15 protein-coding genes and 2 rRNA genes are annotated in these 23,760 nt (G+C 38.6%); 6 read left to right on the plus strand and 11 right to left on the minus strand.

The window, feature by feature from the left end; all coding sequences use genetic code 11:
* Positions 1-13: 13 nt before the first annotated feature.
* Together NFRAN_RS00005 and NFRAN_RS00010 are read right to left on the minus strand one after the other, a co-directional pair.
* Positions 14-2,981: ribosomal RNA gene (locus NFRAN_RS00005) — 23S ribosomal RNA — on the minus strand.
* 936 nt (positions 2,982-3,917) lie between these two features.
* Positions 3,918-5,386, minus strand: a 16S ribosomal RNA gene (locus tag NFRAN_RS00010).
* Together the 16S and 23S rRNA genes form the textbook arrangement of a ribosomal RNA operon.
* Before the next feature lie 1,115 nt (positions 5,387-6,501).
* Between NFRAN_RS00010 and NFRAN_RS00015 the strand changes: the two genes are divergently transcribed.
* A complete protein-coding gene (locus tag NFRAN_RS00015; RefSeq protein ID WP_197731074.1) occupies positions 6,502-9,210 on the plus strand; it encodes a DNA-directed DNA polymerase I in 2,709 nt (902 codons plus the stop codon).
* Between the two features lie 47 nt (positions 9,211-9,257).
* Positions 9,258-10,250: an arginase family protein gene (locus tag NFRAN_RS00020; RefSeq protein ID WP_134482495.1), complete on the plus strand. Its 993-nt coding sequence runs from the start codon at positions 9,258-9,260 to the stop codon at positions 10,248-10,250.
* An 18-nt stretch (positions 10,251-10,268) separates the two neighbouring features.
* Here NFRAN_RS00020 and NFRAN_RS00025 read toward each other — a convergent pair whose 3' ends face one another.
* Positions 10,269-12,257 carry a threonine--tRNA ligase gene (locus NFRAN_RS00025; protein ID WP_134482496.1) on the minus strand — a complete coding sequence of 663 codons (1,989 nt, stop codon included), beginning with the start codon at positions 12,255-12,257 and terminating at the stop codon, positions 10,269-10,271.
* A 103-nt stretch (positions 12,258-12,360) separates the two neighbouring features.
* Between NFRAN_RS00025 and NFRAN_RS00030 the strand changes: the two genes are divergently transcribed.
* Positions 12,361-12,726, plus strand: a complete 366-nt coding sequence (locus tag NFRAN_RS00030; protein ID WP_134482497.1) for a hypothetical protein — start codon at positions 12,361-12,363, stop codon at positions 12,724-12,726.
* Here NFRAN_RS00030 and NFRAN_RS00035 read toward each other — a convergent pair.
* From NFRAN_RS00035 to NFRAN_RS00055, 5 genes are all read right to left on the minus strand, one after another.
* Complete coding sequence (locus tag NFRAN_RS00035) at positions 12,716-13,525, minus strand: hypothetical protein (protein WP_134482498.1); 810 nt, start codon at positions 13,523-13,525, stop codon at positions 12,716-12,718. The two genes, NFRAN_RS00030 and NFRAN_RS00035, sit on opposite strands and share 11 nt — an antisense overlap.
* A 40-nt stretch (positions 13,526-13,565) precedes the next feature.
* Positions 13,566-14,384, minus strand: coding sequence for a tryptophan synthase subunit alpha (gene trpA / locus NFRAN_RS00040; RefSeq protein ID WP_134482499.1), 819 nt, complete (start codon positions 14,382-14,384; stop codon positions 13,566-13,568).
* Between the two features lie 24 nt (positions 14,385-14,408).
* Complete coding sequence (gene trpB / locus NFRAN_RS00045) at positions 14,409-15,611, minus strand: tryptophan synthase subunit beta (protein WP_134482500.1); 1,203 nt, start codon at positions 15,609-15,611, stop codon at positions 14,409-14,411.
* A 75-nt stretch (positions 15,612-15,686) separates the two neighbouring features.
* A complete protein-coding gene (locus NFRAN_RS00050; protein ID WP_134482501.1) occupies positions 15,687-16,538 on the minus strand; it encodes an indole-3-glycerol-phosphate synthase in 852 nt (283 codons plus the stop codon).
* A gap of 41 nt (positions 16,539-16,579) precedes the next feature.
* Positions 16,580-16,999: a hypothetical protein gene (locus NFRAN_RS00055; protein ID WP_134482502.1), complete on the minus strand. Its 420-nt coding sequence runs from the start codon at positions 16,997-16,999 to the stop codon at positions 16,580-16,582.
* Between the two features lie 137 nt (positions 17,000-17,136).
* On the opposite strand from NFRAN_RS00055, the gene pyrG reads away from it, so the two are divergent.
* Complete coding sequence (pyrG, locus tag NFRAN_RS00060) at positions 17,137-18,780, plus strand: glutamine hydrolyzing CTP synthase (RefSeq protein WP_134482503.1); 1,644 nt, start codon at positions 17,137-17,139, stop codon at positions 18,778-18,780.
* Positions 18,781-18,792: 12 nt separating this feature from the next.
* On the opposite strand, the gene NFRAN_RS00065 is transcribed toward pyrG, so the two are convergent.
* Positions 18,793-19,797: an NAD(+)/NADH kinase gene (locus NFRAN_RS00065; RefSeq protein ID WP_134482504.1), complete on the minus strand. Its 1,005-nt coding sequence runs from the start codon at positions 19,795-19,797 to the stop codon at positions 18,793-18,795.
* Positions 19,798-19,863: 66 nt separating this feature from the next.
* Complete coding sequence (locus NFRAN_RS00070; RefSeq protein ID WP_134482505.1) at positions 19,864-20,775, minus strand: PfkB family carbohydrate kinase; 912 nt, start codon at positions 20,773-20,775, stop codon at positions 19,864-19,866.
* Positions 20,776-20,863: 88 nt separating this feature from the next.
* Here NFRAN_RS00070 and NFRAN_RS00075 point away from each other — a divergent pair, with 88 nt between their 5' ends.
* Positions 20,864-21,151, plus strand: coding sequence for a 30S ribosomal protein S26e (locus tag NFRAN_RS00075; protein ID WP_134482506.1), 288 nt, complete (start codon positions 20,864-20,866; stop codon positions 21,149-21,151).
* 152 nt (positions 21,152-21,303) lie between these two features.
* On the opposite strand, the gene NFRAN_RS00080 is transcribed toward NFRAN_RS00075, so the two are convergent.
* Positions 21,304-22,497 carry a CDP-alcohol phosphatidyltransferase family protein gene (locus NFRAN_RS00080; protein WP_232037893.1) on the minus strand — a complete coding sequence of 398 codons (1,194 nt, stop codon included), beginning with the start codon at positions 22,495-22,497 and terminating at the stop codon, positions 21,304-21,306.
* 168 nt (positions 22,498-22,665) lie between these two features.
* On the opposite strand from NFRAN_RS00080, the gene NFRAN_RS00085 reads away from it, so the two are divergent.
* Complete coding sequence (locus NFRAN_RS00085; RefSeq protein ID WP_172601988.1) at positions 22,666-23,751, plus strand: NAD(P)-binding domain-containing protein; 1,086 nt, start codon at positions 22,666-22,668, stop codon at positions 23,749-23,751.
* Positions 23,752-23,760: the final 9 nt, after the last annotated feature.

Raw genomic sequence — 23,760 nt, forward strand, 5'->3', positions numbered from 1 at the left:
CAATCAGCACAGGATTCAGGTGCGTTGGGCTATTGGTGATGGCAGGCTGAATACCTCGCCCGAAGGCTTGATACTTACACCTCCATTCCATCAACGCCATCTTCTATGGCCGCCCTTCTCCTTACGGAAGGCTGTCTTTTCTCGGGAAAGGCTTCCTCCTTAGATGCTTTCAGGAGTTATCCTAAGCAGCTTAGCTGCTCAGCTTGCCCTGTCGGACAACTGATAAACCAGAGGCTGCGCTGCCCTGTTCCTCTCGTACTAGGGGCAACTTCCCCTCAGACAACCACGCCCCTGTCAGGCAGAGACCGACCTGTCTCACGACGGTCTAAACCCAGCTCACGTTCCCCTTTAATGGGCGAGCAGCCCCACCCTTGGCTCCTGCTGCAGAACCAGGATGGGAAGAGCCGACATCGAGGTACCAAACCGCGGGGTCGATGGGAGCTCTCGCCCGCGACGAGCCTGTTATCCCTAGGGTAACTTTTCTGTCACCACCAGCCCCCAATAGTGAGGACATGATGGATCGCTAAGCCCGGCTTTCGCCTCTGAATCCCGTATCATTGGGAATCCAGTCAGACTGGCTTTTGGCTTTGCCCTCACCGGCGGAGTTCTGTCCCGCCTGAGCCAATCTTTGGGCCCCCTCGATACATTTTCAAGGGGGTGCCGCCCCAGCCGAACTGCCCACCTGCCGTTGTCCCTGATAGACAGGTTAGCGATACGGTAACAAATGGCTGGTGTTACACTTGCGCCTATGTCAGTCCCGGAGAACTGACCTTAACGGCTCCCAGCTACTCTCTGCATTTGCAACCATATCGCAGCAACAGGCTGCAGTAAAGCTCCACAGGGTCTTCTCTCCCCGACAGAGGTTCGAGGACTGTTCGTCCTCGTTATGTGGCTTCACCGGGTTGTAGGCAGGGACAGCGGGGCCCTCGTTGTTCCATTCATGCACGTCGGAACTTACCCGACAAGGCATTTGGCTACCTTAAGAGAGTCAGAGTTACTCCCGGCGTTTAGCGGCCCTTAGCCCAGTTGAACCCAGGTTTTAGGTACCGCCACTGGCCAGGATACAGAGGCCATACAAATCCTTTCGGACTAGCGACCACCTGTGTTTTTATTAAACAGTCGGGACCCCCTAGTCACTGCGACCTGCAGTCCCTACTCCTCGTAAAAACTGCAGGCACTCCTTATACCATAGGTACGGAGCTATTTTGCCGAGTTCCCTTGCCATACGGTATACCCGATAGACCTTAGACTTCTCATCCAGGGCACCAGTGTCGGATCTCGGTACGGTCTTGAAAGTATCTTCCTATTTTTGCTTTCATTGTCTCCTGGAATCAAGTAAACCCTTCTTGCGAAGGGCCATTCGCATCTCGCCTTAATTCTCGCCATTACGGCACTCCTCAAGGCTTGAATACTTAGACAAAACGACGGTTCTGCTTACCCTATCCGGAAGCGACAAAAAAGGTATAACGAACTTTCAAGGCACTGGAATATTAACCAGTTTCCCATTCAAACAACTCTGTTGAGGTTGTTTTTAGGACCGGCTAACTCCCGGCTGATGACGCATTGCCGGGAAACCCTTGCCCTTGCGGTCGCCGAGATTCTCACCCGGCTTTGCTGTTACTACCACCAGGATCTGCACTAGTAGTTCGGTCCACTGGACTTTACAGCCCAGCTTCTACCCAAACACTACGCCCACCTACCACGCACCGACATCGTCGGCGGTCTAAAGTATCGGTAGTCTACTTGAGCCCCGTACATTTTCGGGGCTTTCGAGCTCGGCAGGTGAGCTGTTACGCACTCTTTGAAGGGTGGCTGCTTCTGAGCCTACCTTCCTGCTGTCTTTGCTCGAAAACACCCTTTGGTTTGACACTTAGTAGACATTTGGGGACCTTAACTTTAGTCTGGGTTGTCCCCCTCTCGGTTATGAGGCTTACCCCACATAAACCCGCCTCCTAGCTTCTACGACGCTTGCACATTCGGAGTTCGAATGAGTGGCGAGCTCTTTCGAGCCCTTACCACCCGATCGGTGCTCTACAGTACAGGCAATCTCAGCTAAGGCAGGACTGCGATCCACTTCGGTGGGAACTAGCGATCACCGGACTAGATTGGTTTTTGACCCCTAATCCCAGATCAGAGGACCGATTTGCACGTCAGGACCCTTGCAGACCTCCAGCGAGCTTTCGCTCACCTTCGTCTTATCCAGGACTAGATCGTCCGGTTTCTAGCCTTACTGCCATGACTCAAGACCCTTTCAGATCCATTGCCTCTTTTTTCAAAAGAAAAAATGCGCAAATTCGGTTTCCCTTCGCCTTCCCTCTGTTAAAGGTTAAGCTCGCCATGACAGCAATCTCCCTGGCCCGTGTTTCTAGACGGAACGTATGACTCTAGAATATCCTTTCGAGCCATACACGTCTGTAGCCGATTGGTTTCAGGCGCTTTTAACCCCCCTTCCGGGGTACTTTTCAACTTTCCCTCACGGTACTAGTATGCTATCGGTCTTGGTGAATATTTAGCCTTGGATGCTACTTTCACCCATCTTCACTGGCCACTGCCAAGGCCAGTTACTCTGAATATGGCAGAATCCCACTCTCGTTCGCCTACGGGGGTATCACCCTCTATTCCGGTACTTTCCAGTACACTTCGGCTGTGATCACAGGATCCTATACGCCATACCCGTAACACCACATCTCTATTATGTTACCATAACAGATTCAGTTTGGGCTGTTCCGCTTTCGCTCGCCGCTACTAACGGAATCTCATAATTTTGTTGATTTCTTTTCCTCGTCCTACTCAGATGCTTCACTTCGGACAGTTCGCTCTCCCAAGCTAATTAAATAGCAAGGGAGTGTAAAGAGAGACCTCATTCGGAAATCCCGGGGTCGACGGTCGCATGCACCTAACCCAGGCTTATCGCAGCTTGCCACGTCCTTCATCGCTTACCAAGCCGAGTCATCCACCAATCGGCGTCTTTGCACCAGTCCAGTAGTATTATTTTGTTTATCTAGTCACTCACTCATCAAAATGATGATGGTGATGGTAATGGTGATTGCTTTACTTTACCAGTTCCTTTCTTTCTTTATTTTTGTAGTGGAATAAAAAGTCTAATTCGAGTATTGTATTAAACATAGATTCTCTGTCAGTGTAATTTTTTATTTCTTGCTGTTTGCACTACAACACCACGATACGATATATTTACTACAAAATCTATTCCATTATTACGCGAATAGTTTTCCTAGTTCTATATTCTACATTTTCGATTTTTTGATGGAGTTTTCCTATACACGATGATCATCGTAGACTCCGAGTCTACTACATCAACTTCATCCTTTGTCAGTCGCGCCCATTTTTCTCTTTGTATCTATATGGGGTCTTTTTAGCTCCTCACGTTTGACGACTGTTTTCGACAAAGGATTGCATCCGGTTTTGTACTATTTGGTTTTTTGCTGACTTAAACCTTTGCTTGGTTGGTTATTTTATCTTTAATGATCAGATAGATGCATTAATTATTATTATTATTATTATCAGTTGTACTATGATGTCTTTCTTTTGATATTTACACAGATGTCCAATAGTTATAGTAATGATTCCAAGCAAGGAATGATGTATATAACAATACACATTCATAACAGATTAGTTTGGTAGTTAATTAATTTCTTTCAATCAATTGTAGTAAGATGAAAAATTAAGGAATTGTTATTACTATTGTTGGATTATTTTTGATAATATAATAATTGTATTATGTGTAGCTTTTTTGCAGGCTAGACTAGATAACTAGTAAAAGAAGACATGACAAGACAAGACAAGACATACATGTTCATGTACATCTAATCCATTATCTTTACCTTTACTTTTACCAGCCATCCAGCCAGCCAGCCTGCTATTATTCTGCCACTACTATAATACAATTTTTTTATCTAAGGAGGTGATCCGGCCGCAGGTTCCCCTACGGCCACCTTGTTACGACTTCTCCCTCGTTGCTGACCCCAGGTTCGATAGTGCCAATGAGGCACCACCTCGCCAAGAACCAACTTCGATGAAGCGACGGGCGGTGTGTGCAAGGAGCAGGGACGTATTCACCGCGCGATAGTGACACGCGGTTACTAGGGATTCCATATTCATGAGGGCGAGTTTCAGCCCTCAATCATAACTGTGGTAAGGTTTAGAGATTGCCTCCTCCTTTCGGAATCGAAACTCATTGTCCTTACCATTGCAGCCCGCGTGTGGCCCGAGGGTTTCGGGGCATACTGACCTGCCGTAGCCCCCACCTTCCTCCGTCTCAGCGACGGCGGTCCCTCTAATTAGCTCCACTACTCCTGAGAATAATGGTAGCAACTAGAGGCAGGGATCTCGCTCGTTACCTGACTTAACAGGACACCTCACGGCACGAGCTGGCGACGGCCATGCACCTCCTCTCAGCTTGTCTGGTAAAGTCTTCAGCTTGACCTTCACTCTGCTGTCGCCCCCGGTAAGATTTCCGGCGTTGACTCCAATTGAACCGCAGGCTTCACCCCTTGTGGTGCTCCCCCGCCAATTCCTTTAAGTTTCAGTCTTGCGACCGTACTCCCCAGGCGGCAAACTTAACGGCTTCCCTGCGGCACTGAGTTAGCAAAAAGCCAACTCATCACCGAGTCTGCATCGTTTACAGCTGGGACTACCCGGGTATCTAATCCGGTTTGCTCCCCCAGCTTTCATCCCTCACCGTCGAGCGCGTTCTGGCAAGCCGCCTTCGCCACTGGTGGTCTTCAATGGATCAACGGATTTTACCCCTACCCATCGAGTACCGCTTGCCTCTCCCGCCTCCTAGCTCTATAGTATCTTCCGCAGCCCATCTGTTAAGCAGGTGGATTTAACGGAAGACTTGTAGAACCGGCTACGGATGCTTTAGGCCCAATAAACGTCCCGACCACTCGGGGTGCTGGTATTACCGCGGCGGCTGACACCAGACTTGCCCACCCCTTATTCTGCACCATTTTTAGAGGTGCCAAAAGATCTCCTTAACGGAAATCACTCAGAGTAACCCTGTCAGGCTTTCGCCTATTGCAGAGGTTTCGCGCCTGCTGCGCCCCATAGGGCCTGGGCCCTTGTCTCAGTGCCCATCTCCGGGCTCCTCCTCTCAGAGCCCGTACCGGTTACAGGTTTGGTGGGCCATTACCTCACCAACAGCCTGATCGGCCGCAGTCCAATCCAGGGGCCATATAGGTTTGAGTCATTACCCATTCCAGAAGTAGTGACCTATCGCGGTTTATCCTCAGTTTCCCGAGGTTATCCACGTCCCCTGGGCATGTTGACTACGTGTTACTGAGCCGTACGCCACATATTGCTATGTCGACTCGCATGGCTTAGTCCCACTCTGATAGCAGTCGGGTCCGGCAGGATCAACCGGAGTCAATGGCAAAATCTCTTTTGCCTTTTATCCGTTGAATCACTTTCTCGTTTATACATACGTTCTTTTTTCCTTTCTTTTCCTTCCTTTTTATTCCGATTGACCGACTGCTTTCTTGTTGATGATAATAATCAATCATCAAGTAGTAGTCAAAGAAGGAACAGGAAGAAAGAAGAGAAAGAAGAGAACGTACGTCCCTGATGGAAACTAATAATTTATTTAGTATCCAGTCAGGACATTTATTGAGTTTATTTCTTTCTTGTTGTTAGTATTCTTTTTCTTTGTATAAGAGAGAAAAAGTTACAACCACTAATCAACCAAGAAAGAGAAAGAGTACGATCGATTGAAAAAAACTAACTAACTGTACTATTCCGTATAGTGTATAGACATAGACATTCAGATTCATTCTTATTGGATCATCTTTAATGCAATCAAAAAAAAGTAACTGATAATACTAGTATTTGTTCATCCTTTATTTTAGTTAGTACAGTATCATTGTTATTTACGTGTCTTTATATCTTCGCATACATGCATCTACCTGATCATTCCCATGTCAGATTCAATCTATCAGGTCAGCACTGATATGCTGATTGAACCTCCATTATGATTTTGTTATTATTACTATTTACTATTAGATTCATCATCCATATATTCAACAACCACATTGGGGTTGTTTTTCTACTGTTGTGTATCTAAATCGTTTTTATTGTCAAGAGCGCACCTGGAGGTCTGTAAATCATATTATGGCATTAGCCAATTTTTTTTCATTACCGACGCCGCCTTTTGTCTTGGATGCGTTCATTACCATTTAGATAATTGATAATATTAACTTTAGCATTAAGGTATTGCAAAGAGGATAGATTTTCTTAATTTATGGCAAGAGTTGCCTTGATTTCTATTATAGATTGGATTAATAGTATTGGTAACTAAGATGATTGACACAATAAACAGATTTGATAAAAGTTTGATGTATGTGTTCGTTGACCCATTCAATGAAAGCACACCTGCCTGGAGTGTGTCTTGATTTGCAAATGTTCACCTACTCATAAAGAGATAGGATTTAATCCTTGAAATGCCGATCGAAAAGTGGGGAGGTGTAGCAAGGAAATTTGTCAACTTTGACCTCAACAAAAAGAGGAGAAGAGTATTACTTAAAAATGATTCCAGAAAATATGCCCTGTTTACTTCTTTCATCCTTTTATGTAGGTGAAAAAAAATCTGTATTTTTGAAATTTTATAACCCGTCTGATTCTCAAGTATATTTTTGGAGTGAATATTTCTTACAAGGAAATGCAAATAACAAACATCAACCCTATTGCTATGTAAAAAAAGAATTTGCATCAGAAGTCAATCGAATAGTAGATGATGAAAAGACCAGATACAGTATCCAGGAAGTAAAAAAACTAGATGATATTTTGGACAAAGAAATTGATATCCTCAAAATATTGGCTCCAGATCCACTCGCAATTGGAGGAACTGATAACAGTTTTAGAGAAAAGGTAACCTCATGGGAGGCCGACATAAAATATCATGAGAGTTATATGTATGATATGGGTCTGATTCCGGGTGCGTATTATAAGCGTGTTGGAAATAGTTTGGTGTTACACGAGTTTTCAATTTCAAAGGGTGTTGATAAATATCTAAACACCCTCTTTACATCAAATAAATTTCAGAGTAATTTTAGCAACAATGAATACGATAAATTTCTTTTAAAGTGGTCACGGCTACTGAACCAACCTATTCCCAACATAAAAAGACTTGCTTTAGATATTGAGGTTGATTCAGAAGAAGGGCGTATGCCTACGGCCAGAGAACATGATCGAGTCATTACTGCGGTTGGAATTTCTAGTTCAGACGGCCTAAAGAAAGTTTATGTTTTAAAAAAAGGATCTGATGTACAACTAGACTCTTTGGATCAAAGCATTGAGGTTTGTGAAACTGAAAAAGAAATGCTGTTAAAGGTTTTTCAAGTAATACAAAATTATCCAATAATTTTGACTTATAATGGTGATGATTTTGACTTGCCTTATCTATATGCCAGATCTCAGGATCCTAGAATCGACCCCATAAATGCTACTCCTATAGAAAAGGAACTAGTTCCTATAGTAATTAAAAGAGAGTCCTTCATCAAACGAGGGATGCAAGCAGATCCTGTAACATTGCAAACAGGAATTCATATTGATTTATTTCGAACATTTCAAAATCGATCTGTCCAGAATTATGCTTTCAGTCATAAATATTCCGAATATACGTTAAACGCCATTTCTGAAGCCCTATTAGAGGATACAAAGATCGAATTTGAAGGGAGTATCGGCGATTTATCTATTCAAAAATTAGCAGAATATTGTCTTAAAGATGCGGACTTGACTTACCGCCTCAGCTCTTTTAATGATAATTTACTGATGAAATTGATTGTTATCATCGCTAGGATTTCAAGAATGTCTATAGAAGATATTACAAGGTTTGGTGTGAATCAATGGATTCGATCCATGATGTTTTTTGAACATAGACAACAAAATATTATTATTCCTAGACGCGATGAGCTACTACAAAAAGGTAGCTCTTCTACCACAGCTATAATCAAGGAGAAAAAGTATAGGGGAGGATTAGTGGTTGAACCCGAACTGGGAATTCATTTTAATGTTGTTGTCGTTGATTTTGCCAGCCTATATCCAAGCATAATTAAAGTACACAATCTTTCTTACGAGACAGTTAACTGTCCACATGATGAATGTAGGAAAAATCCAATTAATCATATAGAAGGGACAACACATTGGATCTGCAGAAAAAAAAGGGGTATGACTTCGATTCTCATAGGCACTTTGCGTGACCTGCGAGTAAATTATTATAAACATTTGTCAAAGGATAAGACACTTAATAACGAGGACAGACAGCTGTATAGTGTAATTAGCCAAGCAATTAAGGTGATTTTGAATGCCACTTACGGTGTTATGGGGGCGGAAATATTTCCTCTGTATTGTCTACCTGTAGCTGAAGCTACAGCTGCCATAGGAAGATCTACTACAACGAAAACCATACGAAAATGCAATGAAGATAATGTTAAAGTCATTTATGGTGACACTGATTCCTTATTCTTGAAGAACCCCACAGACGAGCAACTTAAATCAATTTCTAACTGGGCAAAGACAGAATTAGGTGTTGATTTAGAGATAGACAAACGGTACAGATATGTGGTATTTAGCGCGCTAAAGAAAAATTACCTAGGTGTTCTTGATGATGGGACCGTTGATGTAAAAGGGTTAACAGGTAAAAAATCCCATACACCACCCTTCATACGGAAGGCTTTTTATGAAATATTGAATGTCTTAAGAGATATATATTCGGAAAAGGATTTTACCAATGCAAAGACTAAGATAAAGGAAATTATTCGTTCCTTAGCTGAGGATTTAGAGAACAGGAAAATCCCTCTAGCTGAGTTGAGTTTTAATGTGATGATTAATAAATCGCCCGAAAAATATGGAGTCCGGTCTCAAAATAACAATGAAAACCATACGTTATCATTGGGTGGTAAATCTAAGGATTTTGGCAATGTCAAAGGTATTCCTCAGCACATTAAGGCAGCCAAACAATTAGTCGAATTAGGACAGGAATTAAAGGCAGGTGATATTATTTCTTATGTAAAGACAAGAACAGTAGATGGTGTAAAGCCGGTATCGCTGGTGAGCAAGTCAGAAGTCGATAACGAAAAATATCTAGAAGCTATGGAAGCGACATTTGACCAGGTTCTTTCTTCATTGAACTTGAATTTTAAATCTATAATTGGTAAACCTCGTCAGTCAAATTTGGATGAGCTTTTTTGGGGTTAGGAAGATTATATCTGGTAAATACTCAGCAGTGGTGAAATACTACTAAATTGGATATTTTAACGAAACTCGAAAATATGTTTACTAGACCCGAGTATACTTTATCTGGCTGTAATTTTTGTGATATACCCATTCCTGTTACCTTCGATAACGCAAATGTAGTTGTTTTTGGAGCTCCTATTGACATCACAACTACATTCGGAAAGACTACATCCATGGGTCCTCATGCAATTAGGACTACATCCTCTAAGCAAATTGAGACATTGGTTTATGAGAAAAACATTGAAATCTATGACAAAGCACTAGTCTATGACCTTGGAGATATTAAATCAGATAATTCAGATTACTCCGATGTACATGATTTGGAAAAAATAGAATCTTTTTGGAACAACTTTGATGAAAAAATCTCAGTTGTTATAACACTATTAAGAGACACACAAAAAATACCTGTGATTTTAGGTGGAGAGCATACGATTACTTATTCAATCTTTAAGTGGATATCTCGAGAGCGGCCGTTATTACTGCATTTTGACGCCCACAGAGATATGAAATCTACTTATGAAGGGATGACTATGTGTCATACAACTCCTTTTTATCACCTAATCGAGAATGGATATCTAAGAGGTCAAGATCTGGTACAGATTGGCATCCGACAAGGTGATAGGAATGAAAATCAATTTGCTCTTCGCCAAGAGGTCACTACATTTGACGCATGGAATTGCCATAATGATTTTGATGAAATAAAATCGTGGATAAGAAATAATACACGCAATCGAAAAATCTATGTATCTTTTGATATTGATGTTTATGATTTATCGTATGTGTCATGTACAGGCACACCCGAACCCTATGGTTTGAGCCCTTTTCAAATTGTGGACCTAATTAATAGTATTGATGAAAGTGCAGTCCTAACAGGAGTAGATTTCGTCGAAACAGGATTTAAGAACAATGATTTTAGAGAAGGGGCTTTGGCAACTCAGACTCTACTCAGAATACTAACGGGAGATTTTATGTCAAAAAAAGCAAGTAAAATTCATTTTTAAAATAACGATTAGGTTGCATTAAGAGGCAATCCTTGGTCTATTCGACAATTTTTCTTGCAAGTTGATTGGTAGAAACGGTTTATCTTTAATTTGATCTTTAATTATTGAAACTAACTTCGTGCCGTCTTCTGAATAGCTTTTCTTTGTTAATCTTTCCCTTACGGAGACCGTTTTTGATGCAACTTCTTTTTCACCTATTATTACCACATAATGTATCCATTCAGTTTCTGCCTCCCTTATTTTCTTGGATAATGTGTCATCTCTATCGTCTATATCACCACGTATGGAATTTTCCTTTAATATTTTTAGGAATGACTCACATTGAGGTAAAAATTCATCCCTGACTGGAATAATTCTTACTTGTGTGTTCATTAACCATAAAGGTAAATACGGAACCTTGCCTTCACGCATTAATCTGGCAGATTTTTCCAATAATGCAAAAATCACCCTTTCAATTGCTCCACTTGGGGAATTGTGTAATATGACCGGGTTCTTTTTATTTCCATGTTCATCTACATAGGTGATGTCGTATCTTTCAGCATTTTCAATATCTATCTGATCTGTAGATAGGGCTGATGCTTTACCAAGATTGTCAATGAAATTAAACTCCCATTTTAACGTAAAATAAAAAAATCGTTCCTCCCACAATTCTACTAGAACCGGTTTCCCAAAATTTGATACTAAATCGTGGATATATTGCTTGTTTTCATTGTAAAAGTCTTTGGTAAACCTGATGGCCATTTCCAAGTCATCTCTAGTTGAAAGACCTATATCTTCAATGACTGATACTGATAATTGAAACCGTTTTAAAAATTCTGTTTTGGCTTGCTCAATGTCTTGACAAAACGCATGACAATCTGGCATACTAAATGCACGTAGTCTTCTTAAACCAACTAATTCTCCACTTTTCTCTCTTCTAAAGCTATAACGCGTTAGTTCATATAATTTAAGTGGCAGATTCTTGTATGACATCTGAAAATCTTTTGTCATAAGAAATTGACCAAAACATGCTGCGAAGCGCAAGAAGAGATCCTTTTGATCGGACTTTATATTGTATTGTCTTGCGGGAAATCTGTTGAAATAACTCTCCATTGAAGGATGGTGCGAATCATACATTATCGGAGTTTCAACCTCCAACCCTCCGTAATCTAATACCTTTCTTGTGACAAATTGTTCGAGCAAAGATTTCATTAGTCGCCCCTTTGGATAATATCTCATGTTACCTGAATCTGAGGCGGGCTCATAATCAGAAATGCCTAACCTTCTCATCAATTTGACGTGGGGTGGTTGTTCGTCAACAACCCGTTTCTTAAGAATTTCATAGTTAAGCAAATTTTCTAGATTCTTTTCTGATTTTCTAAATTTATATTCATCATGTTTTACTAAATTTCCTTGGGTATCCATTATATACCAGTTTGATTTCAAATTTTTTTCAGATTTTAATGCCTCAGAGACATCTTCTTCTTCTTCCTCCTCCTCCTTCTCCACTTCCTCTAGATGGTGACAAGCATCTACAGACATTCTGCCATCTTTCTTAAGGTGATGCTGAGTCTGCTCTTGTTGTGCTAACTCTTGAGGACTCTTTTTATGAAAGGATTTAGAATTTTCGGCCATTGGGTGACCTTTCACTTTAAATTCTAGCGATTTTGTCCAACCAAATGGTGCTCTACTTACTGTGATTCCAGATTGACTCAAGGACTCGTTTAAAGCTTTTTCTATTTCAATTAACAGTCTAAATGATTTGCTTGGAGTCTCTAAATTTGAACTAAGATGAGCATATGGATAAAGCAGGATGGATTTACCCTTAATTTTTGAAAGATAGTCGTTAATTTCATGGACAATATCCATAATCATGCTTCTGTCGTCTCCTTTTTCGATTGACATCAAAATTACGACTGTATCTTCCAACCTCTGTTTTTCATTTATGGTCAAAGATTCTGCGTCAGAAATCTCTTTGCTGACGGGATGATATTCAATATAATCAACATGCAGCTGTAAAATTCGCATAACTACTACTATTATTATCTAGAATCTTTGGTTTGATATATTCCATACTTTATGACGACAAGAAAATGAAATTTTTTATTCTTCGGATTCTTCCTATAATTGCGTGGGAATTAATGATTTTTGTTTTGCTTGTTCTTTTGATGACTCTCAAGAGTATTGTACCTATGATAATCCTGTAGCACCGTTTGGAGAGGAGCAACAGGATTATTCCCTTATGTTTGTCTTTTCTAAAATTTCACAGATTAATGGTTTTACGAGTTTTGAAAATATTGAGGATTTGATCGAGAGAGTCATTTCTCATGAAACAATACATGTAGTTATTCTAAAGTTAGAGGGTCGGGATGCGTCAGACACATTGGATGATCTGGAAATTGTTTATACATTCGGAGCAGGCAGACCTCATATAATCCGAATGAATTTCTTAGGTTATGCTAATGATAATACTGGTCTTGTGACAGCTACTCTATAAAATCTGTTATCTTGTAATTTGTTAAATGCTTGATGGATTTTAAAATCTCTTTTTTTATGTTAATTTTTTGATTTATTGTTGATAATTCTTCTACGAATCTTAATTCATCTTCGTGGAATGATTGCTGGTCGAGGAAAATTTGATTATAAATTAGTTTTTGATTTATAGTTTGTAAAGATCTTAGATTTCTTTGGAGGCTCGAAATATTAACATTAGAATTTGATTTTTCTAGAGCTCTGATTAAACCAATTTTATTTATATTCAACAGACTATCCGAAATAACTCTGCTAAATTTATTAATGAGAACAAATTTGTCATCAGACTCTTGGTAGCCTATTATGGTAGATGGTAAGATCCTCTTTAATCCATTTTTTTTCATGTTTTGACAGTGCTTGCTATCTAGGATTATAACAGATCTACCGAAAGACATGATAGCGTCAATTATCTGGTTGCCTAACCTTTCATCTAGTTTGTCTTGATTTGACTTGATTTCAATTGGGAAAATCGTCATGTTTTGGATTTTAATCTTATGTGTTTGAGAAATGTTCTTTAAAAGAGTTCCACGTGTATGAATATTTTTGAGATCATCATCTATCTCAATCGAATTTTTTCTGATCTCTTTGGGTTTGTAACCAGAAGTTCTTATAATTGCTAATATGAAATCAAACCTTCTGTTCAATGCTTCGTTCTTTATTTCCAAGAAATGCTGAGGCTTTTCTACCGTTTTTCCAAAAAAACTATTATTGGGATTGGTCTTTAGATAACTTAAAAATTTGTCTTTAAGTTGGGATTCGTTCATTGTTTTGGGTGTGGGGGCTCTATCCTTTGGACATCTCCACTCACGCTTTACAAGCTTCCTTTAGTTGTCTCACAAAAGAACTTAAATTTTCAAGCATAGCATCCTTATTGTCTTTGTATTCCTCTATTACTTTTATCAGTGAGCTTCCAACAATTACACCGTCTGCACCTGCTCTGATCATTTTACGCACATCAGCAGGGGTGCTAATACCAAATCCAACAGCCAAAGGTTTGCCGTATCTTGACGTGATCTCTTTTGTCCTCTTGATTGATTCAAATGTATATTTCTCGAATCGGTTTCTAGATCCGGTAATACCATAAACCGAAACCATATAAACGAAACCTGTGGAAATCGCGGATATTTTTTTCAATCTCTTGTCATTTGTATTTGGGGATGTAAGAAAAATTGTTGCCAATTGAAATTGCTTTGAAAGGTTAAGAAAGTCTTCGGCTTCTTCAAAGTTAAGATCAGGAATGATGAATCCATCGACACTATAATCTTTTGATTGTCTCAAAAACTGTTTAAATCCGGTGGAATACAATATGTTTGAATAAGTCATTGCCACCATAGGTGTGTTAGGAAATCTTTGTTTTATTGATTCTACTAACTTGAGACAATCAATTGGTTTGATTCCTTGCTTTAAAGTATCAGAAAATGCATTCTGGATTACTGGACCATCAGCCATCGGATCTGAGAAAGGGATGCCTATTTCGACGATGTCTGCACCTGATGCAATTACTGTTTCTATTATCTGTTTAGATGTTTCTAAATCAGGAAATCCACCTACCAGGTATGTAATCAGTGCTTTCTCTTTACGCTTTTCTAATTCTAAGAACTTTAAAACAACTTTGTTCTTCAATTTCTAACAATATCCTCCTCTTTTCTATCCCTTTGCATGGTATTGATCATGGCTTTGAATATTTGCCAAAAAATCCTGTACTACATGGAGGTCTTTGTCTCCTCTTCCAGAAACAGTTATGACCACAACATCATCTTTCTTGAATTCCTTTGCGTTTTTCATTATATAAGCCAAAGCATGTGAAGATTCTAGTGCGGGAATAATTCCCTCCGTTCTCGAAAGCTCCAGGAAGGCATTAACAGCCTCTTTATCTGTGATTTTAGGGTAGATAACCCTCTTAATGTCCTTTAAATACGCATGTTCAGGTCCGATTCCTGGATAATCCAATCCTGCTGAAATACTATGAGCTTCCTTTATCTGACCATAATCATCCTGCAGAAAATAGCTTTTCATGCCATGAAAAATACCCACCTTTCCTTTTGATAAGGTTGAAGCATGAAAATCTGTTTTGATGCCTTTACCCCCTGCTTCAACTCCGATGAGTTTTACTTTCGTATCATCGATAAACGGATAAAAAGATCCGATTGCATTACTTCCTCCACCAACACATGCAACAATGGCATCCGGAAGATTGCCTGTTAATTTTATTGCCTGATTCTTTATCTCCCTTCCTATTACAGCCTGAAAGTCTCTGACTATAGTTGGAAATGGATGGGGGCCCATAACTGATCCAATTAAATAATGAGTATCATTTACATTTGAGATCCAATCCCGTAGCGCTTCATTAATTGCATCCTTTAAAGTCTTTGACCCAGAATGTACTGGATGAACCTTAGAATTCATTATTTGCATTCTAAACACGTTAGTTTGCTGTCTTTCGACATCTTTAGCACCCATGTAAATCTCAGATTCGAGTCCAAAAACCGCACATGCAATGGATGTAGCTACCCCATGTTGTCCGGCTCCTGTTTCTGCAATTATCCTTTTCTTACCCATTTTGACGGCTATTAGCGCTTGACCTAAGGTATTGTTTATTTTGTGGGCACCACTATGCAATAGATCTTCTCTTTTAAGGTAAATTTGGGGTCCGCCAAGTTTTTTTGTTAGATTTTTTGCAAAATAGAGTTGAGTTGGTCTACCTGCAAAACTTTCGAGCATATTGGCAAGCTCTCCTTGAAATTGTTTATTTATACTTAATTTTAGATACCATTTTTCCAAATCTTCTAAAGCAGGAATTAATGTTTCGGGCACATATCTCCCACCATAAGTTCCGAACTTACTCGGCAAAAAATTAGATTTCAATTAATTAGAGTTAAAATGAGTTATACTATTTAATATTCTATCGATTTATTGCTTATCTACCTACCTACTGCTTGTTAATTCTTTAATCCTTTTGCTTATTGATTCAGGATTCTCCATCAATGATGTTCCGATTAAAAAGCCGTCTGTTCCCACTTCCAATAAGCCTGCAATGTCTTCGGGTCTTTCAATACCACTTTCAGAAATTACTGTGTTTCCCGATTTTGGTACGCTGGATAGAATATTGATCGTAGTGTCTAAACTTGTCTCTAACGTGTCTAAATTTCGGTTATTTATCCCTATAATGTGTATATCATGTGAATAGTGGCGTTGTAGTTTAATTGCCTCCTTAAATTCATCTATATCATGAATTTCCAAAATCGTCTCTAGTCCAATGCTACTTGCATATTCGATAAGGGTCTCGAGATCTTTTTCAGCTAGGTTCCTATCAAATACTGATTTTATAAAAAGCACGCAGTCTGCGCCAGCAGTTTTTGCGGCCTTTATTTGGGTGTCACTAACAATAATATCCTTCATCAGGAGTGGTAAAGTGGTTGCTCTCCTTGCCTTTAATACATTTGTAATTGATCCATTAAAAAGGTACGGTTGAGATAAAATTGATATTCCAGCAGAGCCTGCTGATTCCATTGTAGAAGCTATCTCTTCTACTCGAAAAGTTTTTGAATCAGCCAATACACCTTTCGATGGAGAAGCATACTTTATTTCTGTTATTAAAGGCACGACTGACGATGATCGGATCCTATTTTTGAGGCTAATTGTTTTGTGATTAAAATAATTGCGTTCATTTCTAGTGTTAATTTCATATAATCCCTCATCAATTGCTTTAAATGAATTCATTGCCAGGGTTTTGAGAACTGATTTACTTTGAGTGAATCTTAGATCATTTGCTACCATATCAGAATTCTTTATCCAAACAAAATTAGTGCTATGAATGTTTAGCTGTAAAAGTTAATATATCTATCTTTTATCTTTGCTTCTTTTTGATTTTTCATCAATCCAATGAGAATGTCCATACATGTGTTCTCGGTTATTTGACCAAATGCAACTTGGGCAGAGAGATTTCTTAAATCTAAATTGCTATCAATAAAGCTCTTCATACTTGATAAGGACTCTGATTTCTCTATCATTTTTTGAATTCTTAAACTATGATAGTTGATGTGAATTTCACTAGCCTCATCATAATCGACGCCATAAATATCAGAAATTTTGAGAATTAGATCCTTTTCTTTTTCTTTTACTATGTTTTCATGAAGAGCATCCAATGCGTTCTTTCCCTTAGAAACTCCATTGTTATTTATTCGTTCTGGGTTATTCTCTTTGTCGGTGAAATTATCTTCGTTTTTAAAAGAATTCATTAATATACTATTTATATGTAGAATCGCATAATAAAACTTTCCTACTTGTCTGTGAGAAACGGAGGACAAAAGGCTGGATTGTCTTCACATAACACTTAATTAAAATAGCCATTGATTATTTTTTTCATATAATAATTATGGCAAATTCTCCAAAATTTATTTTCATAACAGGAGGTGTTATGTCTGGGCTAGGTAAAGGTATTGTAACTTCGTCTATTGCAAAATTGCTGCAACTTTGTAACCTGAAAGTTTCTTGCGTTAAGATGGATCCGTATTTGAATTTTGACGCTGGCACGATGAATCCACTGACCCATGGGGAGGTATTCGTTACTGATGATGGCGGTGAATGTGATATGGATATAGGAAATTATGAGCGCTTTTTGAACACAAGCCTAAAGTCCAGCCATAATCTTACAGCTGGTAGAATATTTTCCAATGTTATGAGATTGGAACGTGAGGGGAAATATCTTGGTCAGTGTGTTCAAATTATTCCTCATATAACTGATGAAATAAAAAAACAATTAAGAAAAATAGCCACCGAGGAAAGTGTAGATGTTCTAGTTGTAGAATGTGGTGGGACTGTAGGGGATATTGAAAGTCTGCCTTTTCTGGAATCTCTAAGACAGATGAAATTAGAGGATGGGATTTCAAATACCTTTTTTGTTCATGTTACTCTGGCTCCTGTTTTAGACGCCGTCGGCGAACAAAAAACAAAACCTACCCAACATAGTGTTCAGGAATTAAGAAGGATAGGTATCCAGCCCGACCTTCTTGCCGTAAGATGCAAGACTCCATTGACTCGTGAAACTATAAGAAAAATATCTCTTTTTGCTAGTGTTCCCACTGATTGCGTAATATCTAGTCATGATGTTCCATCAATTTATTCCGTCCCAGAGGTTCTGTATAAACAAGGGATAACTGAGGTTATCCTGAGGAGTTTGAATTTGAGAGCTAGGACCAACATTGCAAAGTGGAATAAAATAGCTCGGACGTTCGTTGATACTAATGGTATTTTGAAGATTGCCATAGTAGGCAAATACGTTGATCTGAAAGACAGTTATGTGAGCGTGTACCAGGCTTTGCTTCACGCTGGTGCTAAATTTGGCAAAGAAATATTGATCGATTGGATCGATTCCATGCACTTTGAAAATTCTCCAGAAGATGGCGAAATTGGGAATGATGCCGAGAAGACTCGTTTACATAATAAATTGAGTCAATTTGCTGGGATACTTGTACCAGGTGGATTCGGAAGCAGGGGTAGTCAGGGTATAATCAATACATGTAATTATGCTAGAGTTAATAACATTCCTTTTTTAGGAATTTGTTTTGGATTTCAACTAGCTATAGTTGAATTTGCTCGCAACGTGTGTGGATTAGACTCCGCTAACTCCACTGAGATAAATCCAGATACAGACAATCCAGTAGTCATCTATATGCCTGAACAAAAAAATATTAAAGAAATGGGAGGAACAATGCGGTTAGGTTTACACGAGATAAATGTCAAAAGCGGTTCTATTGCGAATGAAATATACAAAAAAAAGACAATTCAAAAAAGACATAGACATAGATACGAATTTAATCAAAAATACACGGAATTGGTTGAAGAAAAAGGTCTTAAATTTTCGGGATCCTCGGATGAGGGAAAGAGAATGGAAATACTCGAAATACCAAGCCACCCTTTTTACTTTGGGATTCAATATCACGGTGAGTTTCATAGTCGACCAGGAATTCCAGAACCAGCTTTTGAAAGATTTGTAAAAACCTCAATTCAGAACGTCTAGATATAATCAATCTCAAATTTTTAATTCATAAATCTTCTGCCTCGCGTCTCTAAGGGAAATTTTTTTCTTCACATAACCCCTATTCAATAAATGAGATAATGATAACCTGATCGTACGTTCGGGCAGCATGGTCTTGTTGATGAGATCTTTTTGAGTCATCGCGCCTTCGTATTCCAATGTTTTTAAAATCAGCTTGGCACTTGGAGGCATCCTTAGCAAATCTTCTGCATACTTGACCTTCTTTTCTATTATCTTTGTTGCAGAATAGTTATTATTTAAAGTAACCAGTCTTGCTGGAAATTCATGTTTGTGGCATTGAAGTTTGTCAGTGATTTTTACTCTAGTACTTCCGTCCAGAATCACTTCACAATGATGACTTGAAGTTATATCAACAATTTCCACAAAGCTGTCGTCAGAAACAATTAAGGGACGACGAGTATTATCCAGCGAGTTAACGGATACGATAACAAAGACATGAGAATTTTGTAAGACAATTGGACCTCCTGTGGACATTGCATAAGCGGTAGAGCCAATAGGAGTTGCAATTATGACACCGTCACTATTGTCATGCCAAATATCCTTATTATTTATTCTGAGAAAATGTTCCATTAAAATGGCACTTTTATTTGAAAAAATGGCTACATCATTTAAAACTGGTTCAGTCTCCTTGCCATCTACTATCACGGCTATTCTTTCTTCCTCTCTTATTTCATAATTGCCAGATTTTAATGAGTCTTTAATCATGTCAATCCCTTTCACATCAATCTGTGCAAGAAAACCTGTAGAATTTGACTCATAAAGGCCCAATACAGGAGCAGATTGAACAGTTATTTTGTGAAAGTAATTTAGGATCCCTCTATCTCCGCCAGGTACTATTACCATGTCGACGTCTTTAGCAAGCTCTTGATTAGTAGAGTTCATTATTTGAGTTTGAATATGGGAATCCTCAAGCGTTTTTATGACTTGATTCAACATTGTAGAATCCTTTCCTGTAAACCCCGACAAAGCTATTCGCATTATAGTAAATCTTTGTTAAATTGAGCTAATTTAATAAAGTTTGTATTTTTTCAACAAGCGGGTCGCTTAGTCAATGACTTTGAATTTAATTGTATTATAAATATAAGTAGAATTTTTTTCTATTAATTTAAGACTAGATGGAATCTTTTCTATGCCCCGCTTTTTAGATTGAAGGGCCGATATCACAGAACCTGCCCCGAAACTTATTGCCCATAAGGGATCCTTTTCCTTCAGATATGCACATGTAAAAGATGTGGCTAATATATCGCCCAAGCCAGTATGGTCCGGACTATCTATTTTCTTAATTTTAATTGAATAAACGATGTTTTTATTTAAAAAAATGATATCCGTTTTAGAAGTAGATATAATGTGTTCTATCCCATACTTTTTTTTCAACATTTTCATTCCTTCTAAGGATGCCAGTCCACCTGTTAAAGCAGAAAGCTCATCTTCATCTGCTTTGATGGCTGTAACTCCTTTCAGATCTAAATCCAGATGCTTTTTGTTGGTAACTGAGCCGTCTTCACTTGCATTTCGTAAAAAACCTTGGGGATCAACCATAACAAACCTATTCTTTTCAGATTTAACAATCTCTGATAAGGTATCAGCAGATATTTCGCCAATAACTGGACTAACTACTAATCCGTCACTGTGAGGAATATCAATTAACTTGATTGGTGAGCATCTAGACAAAAGAAATAATTCTCTTCCGCCATCTCTTTTTGATTTTAACTTAAATCTAGTGGTGGGGTTCGAGGGATCGATCTGACTATCTACCAAATTGATACCATATTCTTTTAAAGTCTTGACTTTATCTGAAATATCTGTTCCTACCTTGGTTGCAGGACTAGGATCAAATTTGAACGTTTTTGCCAATAAAGATCCATAACATACTGGACCGCCAAGACTTTCTAACTGCTTCCCATCCAGATCAACTATTTCATCTAATACAATATGGGAAGCAATGCATAATTTCATTCTTTGACTATGAATTTCAGAGGTCTTAAAGGATCATAAGAAGGTTATCATAAGATTTAAAGGATGGACTTTGTTTCAAAATTAATAGATGCCTAAGAAAAGAACCAGCAGGGGTAGAACAAAGGGTGGAAAAGGTAGTTCAGGGACAGTACATTGTAGCCAATGTGGTGCAATGGTACCCAGAGACAAGGCAAAAAAAATAACCGGTAGGATAACTCTTGTGGAACCCCAGTTAGCAAAAGAATTGAAATCACAAGGTGCTTATATTGCACCCGCAACAGATGTGAAATTTTATTGTGTGTCTTGTGCAGTACACAGAGGTATAGTTAAAGTTAGATCAGAGAACGATAGAAGAACTTCAGGAAGATTAGGGTAAATAAGATAAAATCAAGTTCTTTTCGTAAGGGTTTGGTATTGACTGATTGATTGGGTGTTTGATAATACCTTATCCTTATGGTTATTTTCTAAAAATATGACAATAAATTGATTTGAATAGTTTAAAGTAAAAGAATTATGAAATGCTTTTTATTACTTGGTTTCTGTAGTCGTTGTTGATTTTTCATCGGGCTTTTTGGTTGTGTCTTGTTGATCAGCCGGGTCTTTTTCAGTAGTAGTTGTAGTAGTCGTTGTTGTTGAAGTAGTCGTTGTTGATTTTTCATCGGGCTTTTTGGTTGTGTCTTGTTGATCAGCTGACGAACTTTGATTTGATGAGCTAGTTGAAGTCGATGTTTTTTGCTTTGAACTCTCCAAAAACCTCTTGTATATTTCATCTTCTTCTTTGTCCTGACTGAATACAATTTGAGCTACATTTCTTCCTGTTTCGTTAGGATCAGTTTTGTCCAAATAATCTGCCCTTGGCCTTGTTGTAGTAGAGGGCTTTGTATCTTGTTTTGTCGTTTCAGCGGGCCTAGAGGTAGTAGTTGTTGTACTAGTCGAAGTTGTGCTAGTGGATTCTGTCTTTTTGCTGGTAGGTTTGTCAAGGTAGTCATTAACATTTTTTGTAAGTTTAGATAATGAAGTAGGTGGTTCGTTCAATCTAGATATCTTGGTTCCATCGGCAACACCCTCGTATTCTGGATTTCTTTGGAATATTTCCCTAAATGTTTGTGCAGAAAAGAGAGGCATGCCAAGCTTTGCAGATACGACCTTCAGCCTTTCTAATACTGTGATTGCAGATAGAATTGAGATTATCCATATTGCTACGGATATGTTGTCTGCAAACGGGATAAAGCCAAGGATAGCAATTATAAGAATTCTTTCTGCTCTTTCGGCAATCCCCTTCCCTTTCAGATCTATGCCCAGTCCATCTCCCCTTGCTCTGGTATAGCTTACTAACAAAGATAATCCTAACCCGACCAAAACAAGCACTGGGTTTGTAAAACTACCTATCATTATACCTACAAAAACAATAATTTCAGATACCTTGTCAATAACTGAATCTAAATATCCTCCAAGCGGTGTAGAACGCTTAGTAACCCGGGCGACAGCTCCGTCTACTGCATCAAAGAATCCTGCAATGATTAAAAATATGGCACCTAGAAACGTAGCAGTGTACCAATCCACCCCGATAGCAGGTGAATGCAGGGAAAACATAATAGCTGAAATGATTGAAAGAATTAAGCCTATCCATGTCCAAAAGCTCGGTCCAAAGCCCAAGCTAGCAAATCCTCTACCAACTTTTTCAAACATAGGATCAAATTTATTTCTTAAATTGTTAAGCACGTAATAATTTGACCCGATTCGTAATATATAACCTTTTACTATACATTTACCTTTTTGATTCCTAATTTTTTATTAAGGAACATAAATAACATAATATTATAAGGAAATTTACTTCGTGCTAATTGTTTCTTAATTCTTTAATAATTTATGAATGGACTATCACTATATTTGTCAAACGAAATTAATCTCAAAAATTTAACGTTTAAGCCAAGGAGGGTAGTTATTATCGGCCTTGGTCAACTTGGTCTTCCAGTTGCAAAATATGTTAAAGAACATGGATTTGATACCTATGGTTACGATATTAATCAAAAAGCCATGCAGTCAGCTGAATCAAAATATGGGATAAAACCTGCTACAAACTTTGGTGACTTTGACGTACTTATTATCTGTGTTTCTACACACAGACCAGATGACATGTTCTCACCCCAAGTAGAGGGATTAATGTCAGTTGTAGAAAAGATATCAAGGGAAGCAAAGACCGGTGCACTCATATCAATTGAAAGTACAATTCCAAAAGGCACATCAAAAAGAGTATTTGAGAAATTAGATCACAGACTTCACGTAGTACATGCACCTCACAGGTGGTATGCATTAGAAGAAGACATTCACGGTGTCAATCAGCTGCGAATAATAGGTGGTGTTAGTAGATGTTGTCTGCAACATGGACTCAACTTTTATGATGGAAGACTACTCGACAAAGAAGATAAAGCAGTAACAATGATGCCAAATGCATCTTCATCACCATCCTCATCACCATCCTCCTCCACAATGGTAGACAACTCTTTGTCAGTAGCAACAACTTTGGAAGCAAAAAGCAAAACAAAAACTTCAAGCTCTATTACTACTAAATTAAACAAAAAAAGAAGCCTAGGTATACCAATGCATCCAGTATCTTCAGTTGAAGTAGCTGAATTAACAAAAATAATTGAAAACGCACATAGATACCTTCAGATAGCATTTGCAGAAGAACTGTATCTTTACTGTAAATCAAATGGCATAAGCTTTCCAGAGTTGAGGGAATCTCTTAACACCAAATGGAATGTTGAGATACTAGAACCAAGAGATGGAATAGGAGGTCACTGCCTACCCAAAGATACAAAGATGTTTATCAATTCATCAAACACAATAAAGAGCAAGATTTTACAAGCAGCAATGGAGATAGATGAAGACTACCGTGGGTACTTCAATAGCGCAGATGAACCAAAGGTTCCTCGTAGCCGAAAAGATTATGAAGTGATTAAGGCACTAAGATAAACCGGAACG

It is taken from the genome of Candidatus Nitrosocosmicus franklandus (assembly GCF_900696045.1).
Lineage (GTDB): Archaea > Thermoproteota > Nitrososphaeria > Nitrososphaerales > Nitrososphaeraceae > Nitrosocosmicus > Nitrosocosmicus franklandus_A.

What these genes read in the sequence shown, in the direction of transcription:
- NFRAN_RS00055 (WP_134482502.1), bottom strand. Translation starts at nt 16,999, where the DNA reads ATGAATTCTTTTAAAAACGAAGATAATTTCACCGACAAAGAGAATAAC.
- NFRAN_RS00075 (WP_134482506.1), top strand. Translation starts at nt 20,864, where the DNA reads ATGCCTAAGAAAAGAACCAGCAGGGGTAGAACAAAGGGTGGAAAAGGT.
- NFRAN_RS00070 (WP_134482505.1), bottom strand. Translation starts at nt 20,775, where the DNA reads ATGAAATTATGCATTGCTTCCCATATTGTATTAGATGAAATAGTTGAT.
- NFRAN_RS00035 (WP_134482498.1), bottom strand. Translation starts at nt 13,525, where the DNA reads ATGAACGAATCCCAACTTAAAGACAAATTTTTAAGTTATCTAAAGACC.
- NFRAN_RS00050 (WP_134482501.1), bottom strand. Translation starts at nt 16,538, where the DNA reads ATGGTAGCAAATGATCTAAGATTCACTCAAAGTAAATCAGTTCTCAAA.
- pyrG (WP_134482503.1), top strand. Translation starts at nt 17,137, where the DNA reads ATGGCAAATTCTCCAAAATTTATTTTCATAACAGGAGGTGTTATGTCT.
- NFRAN_RS00025 (WP_134482496.1), bottom strand. Translation starts at nt 12,257, where the DNA reads ATGCGAATTTTACAGCTGCATGTTGATTATATTGAATATCATCCCGTC.
- NFRAN_RS00065 (WP_134482504.1), bottom strand. Translation starts at nt 19,797, where the DNA reads ATGCGAATAGCTTTGTCGGGGTTTACAGGAAAGGATTCTACAATGTTG.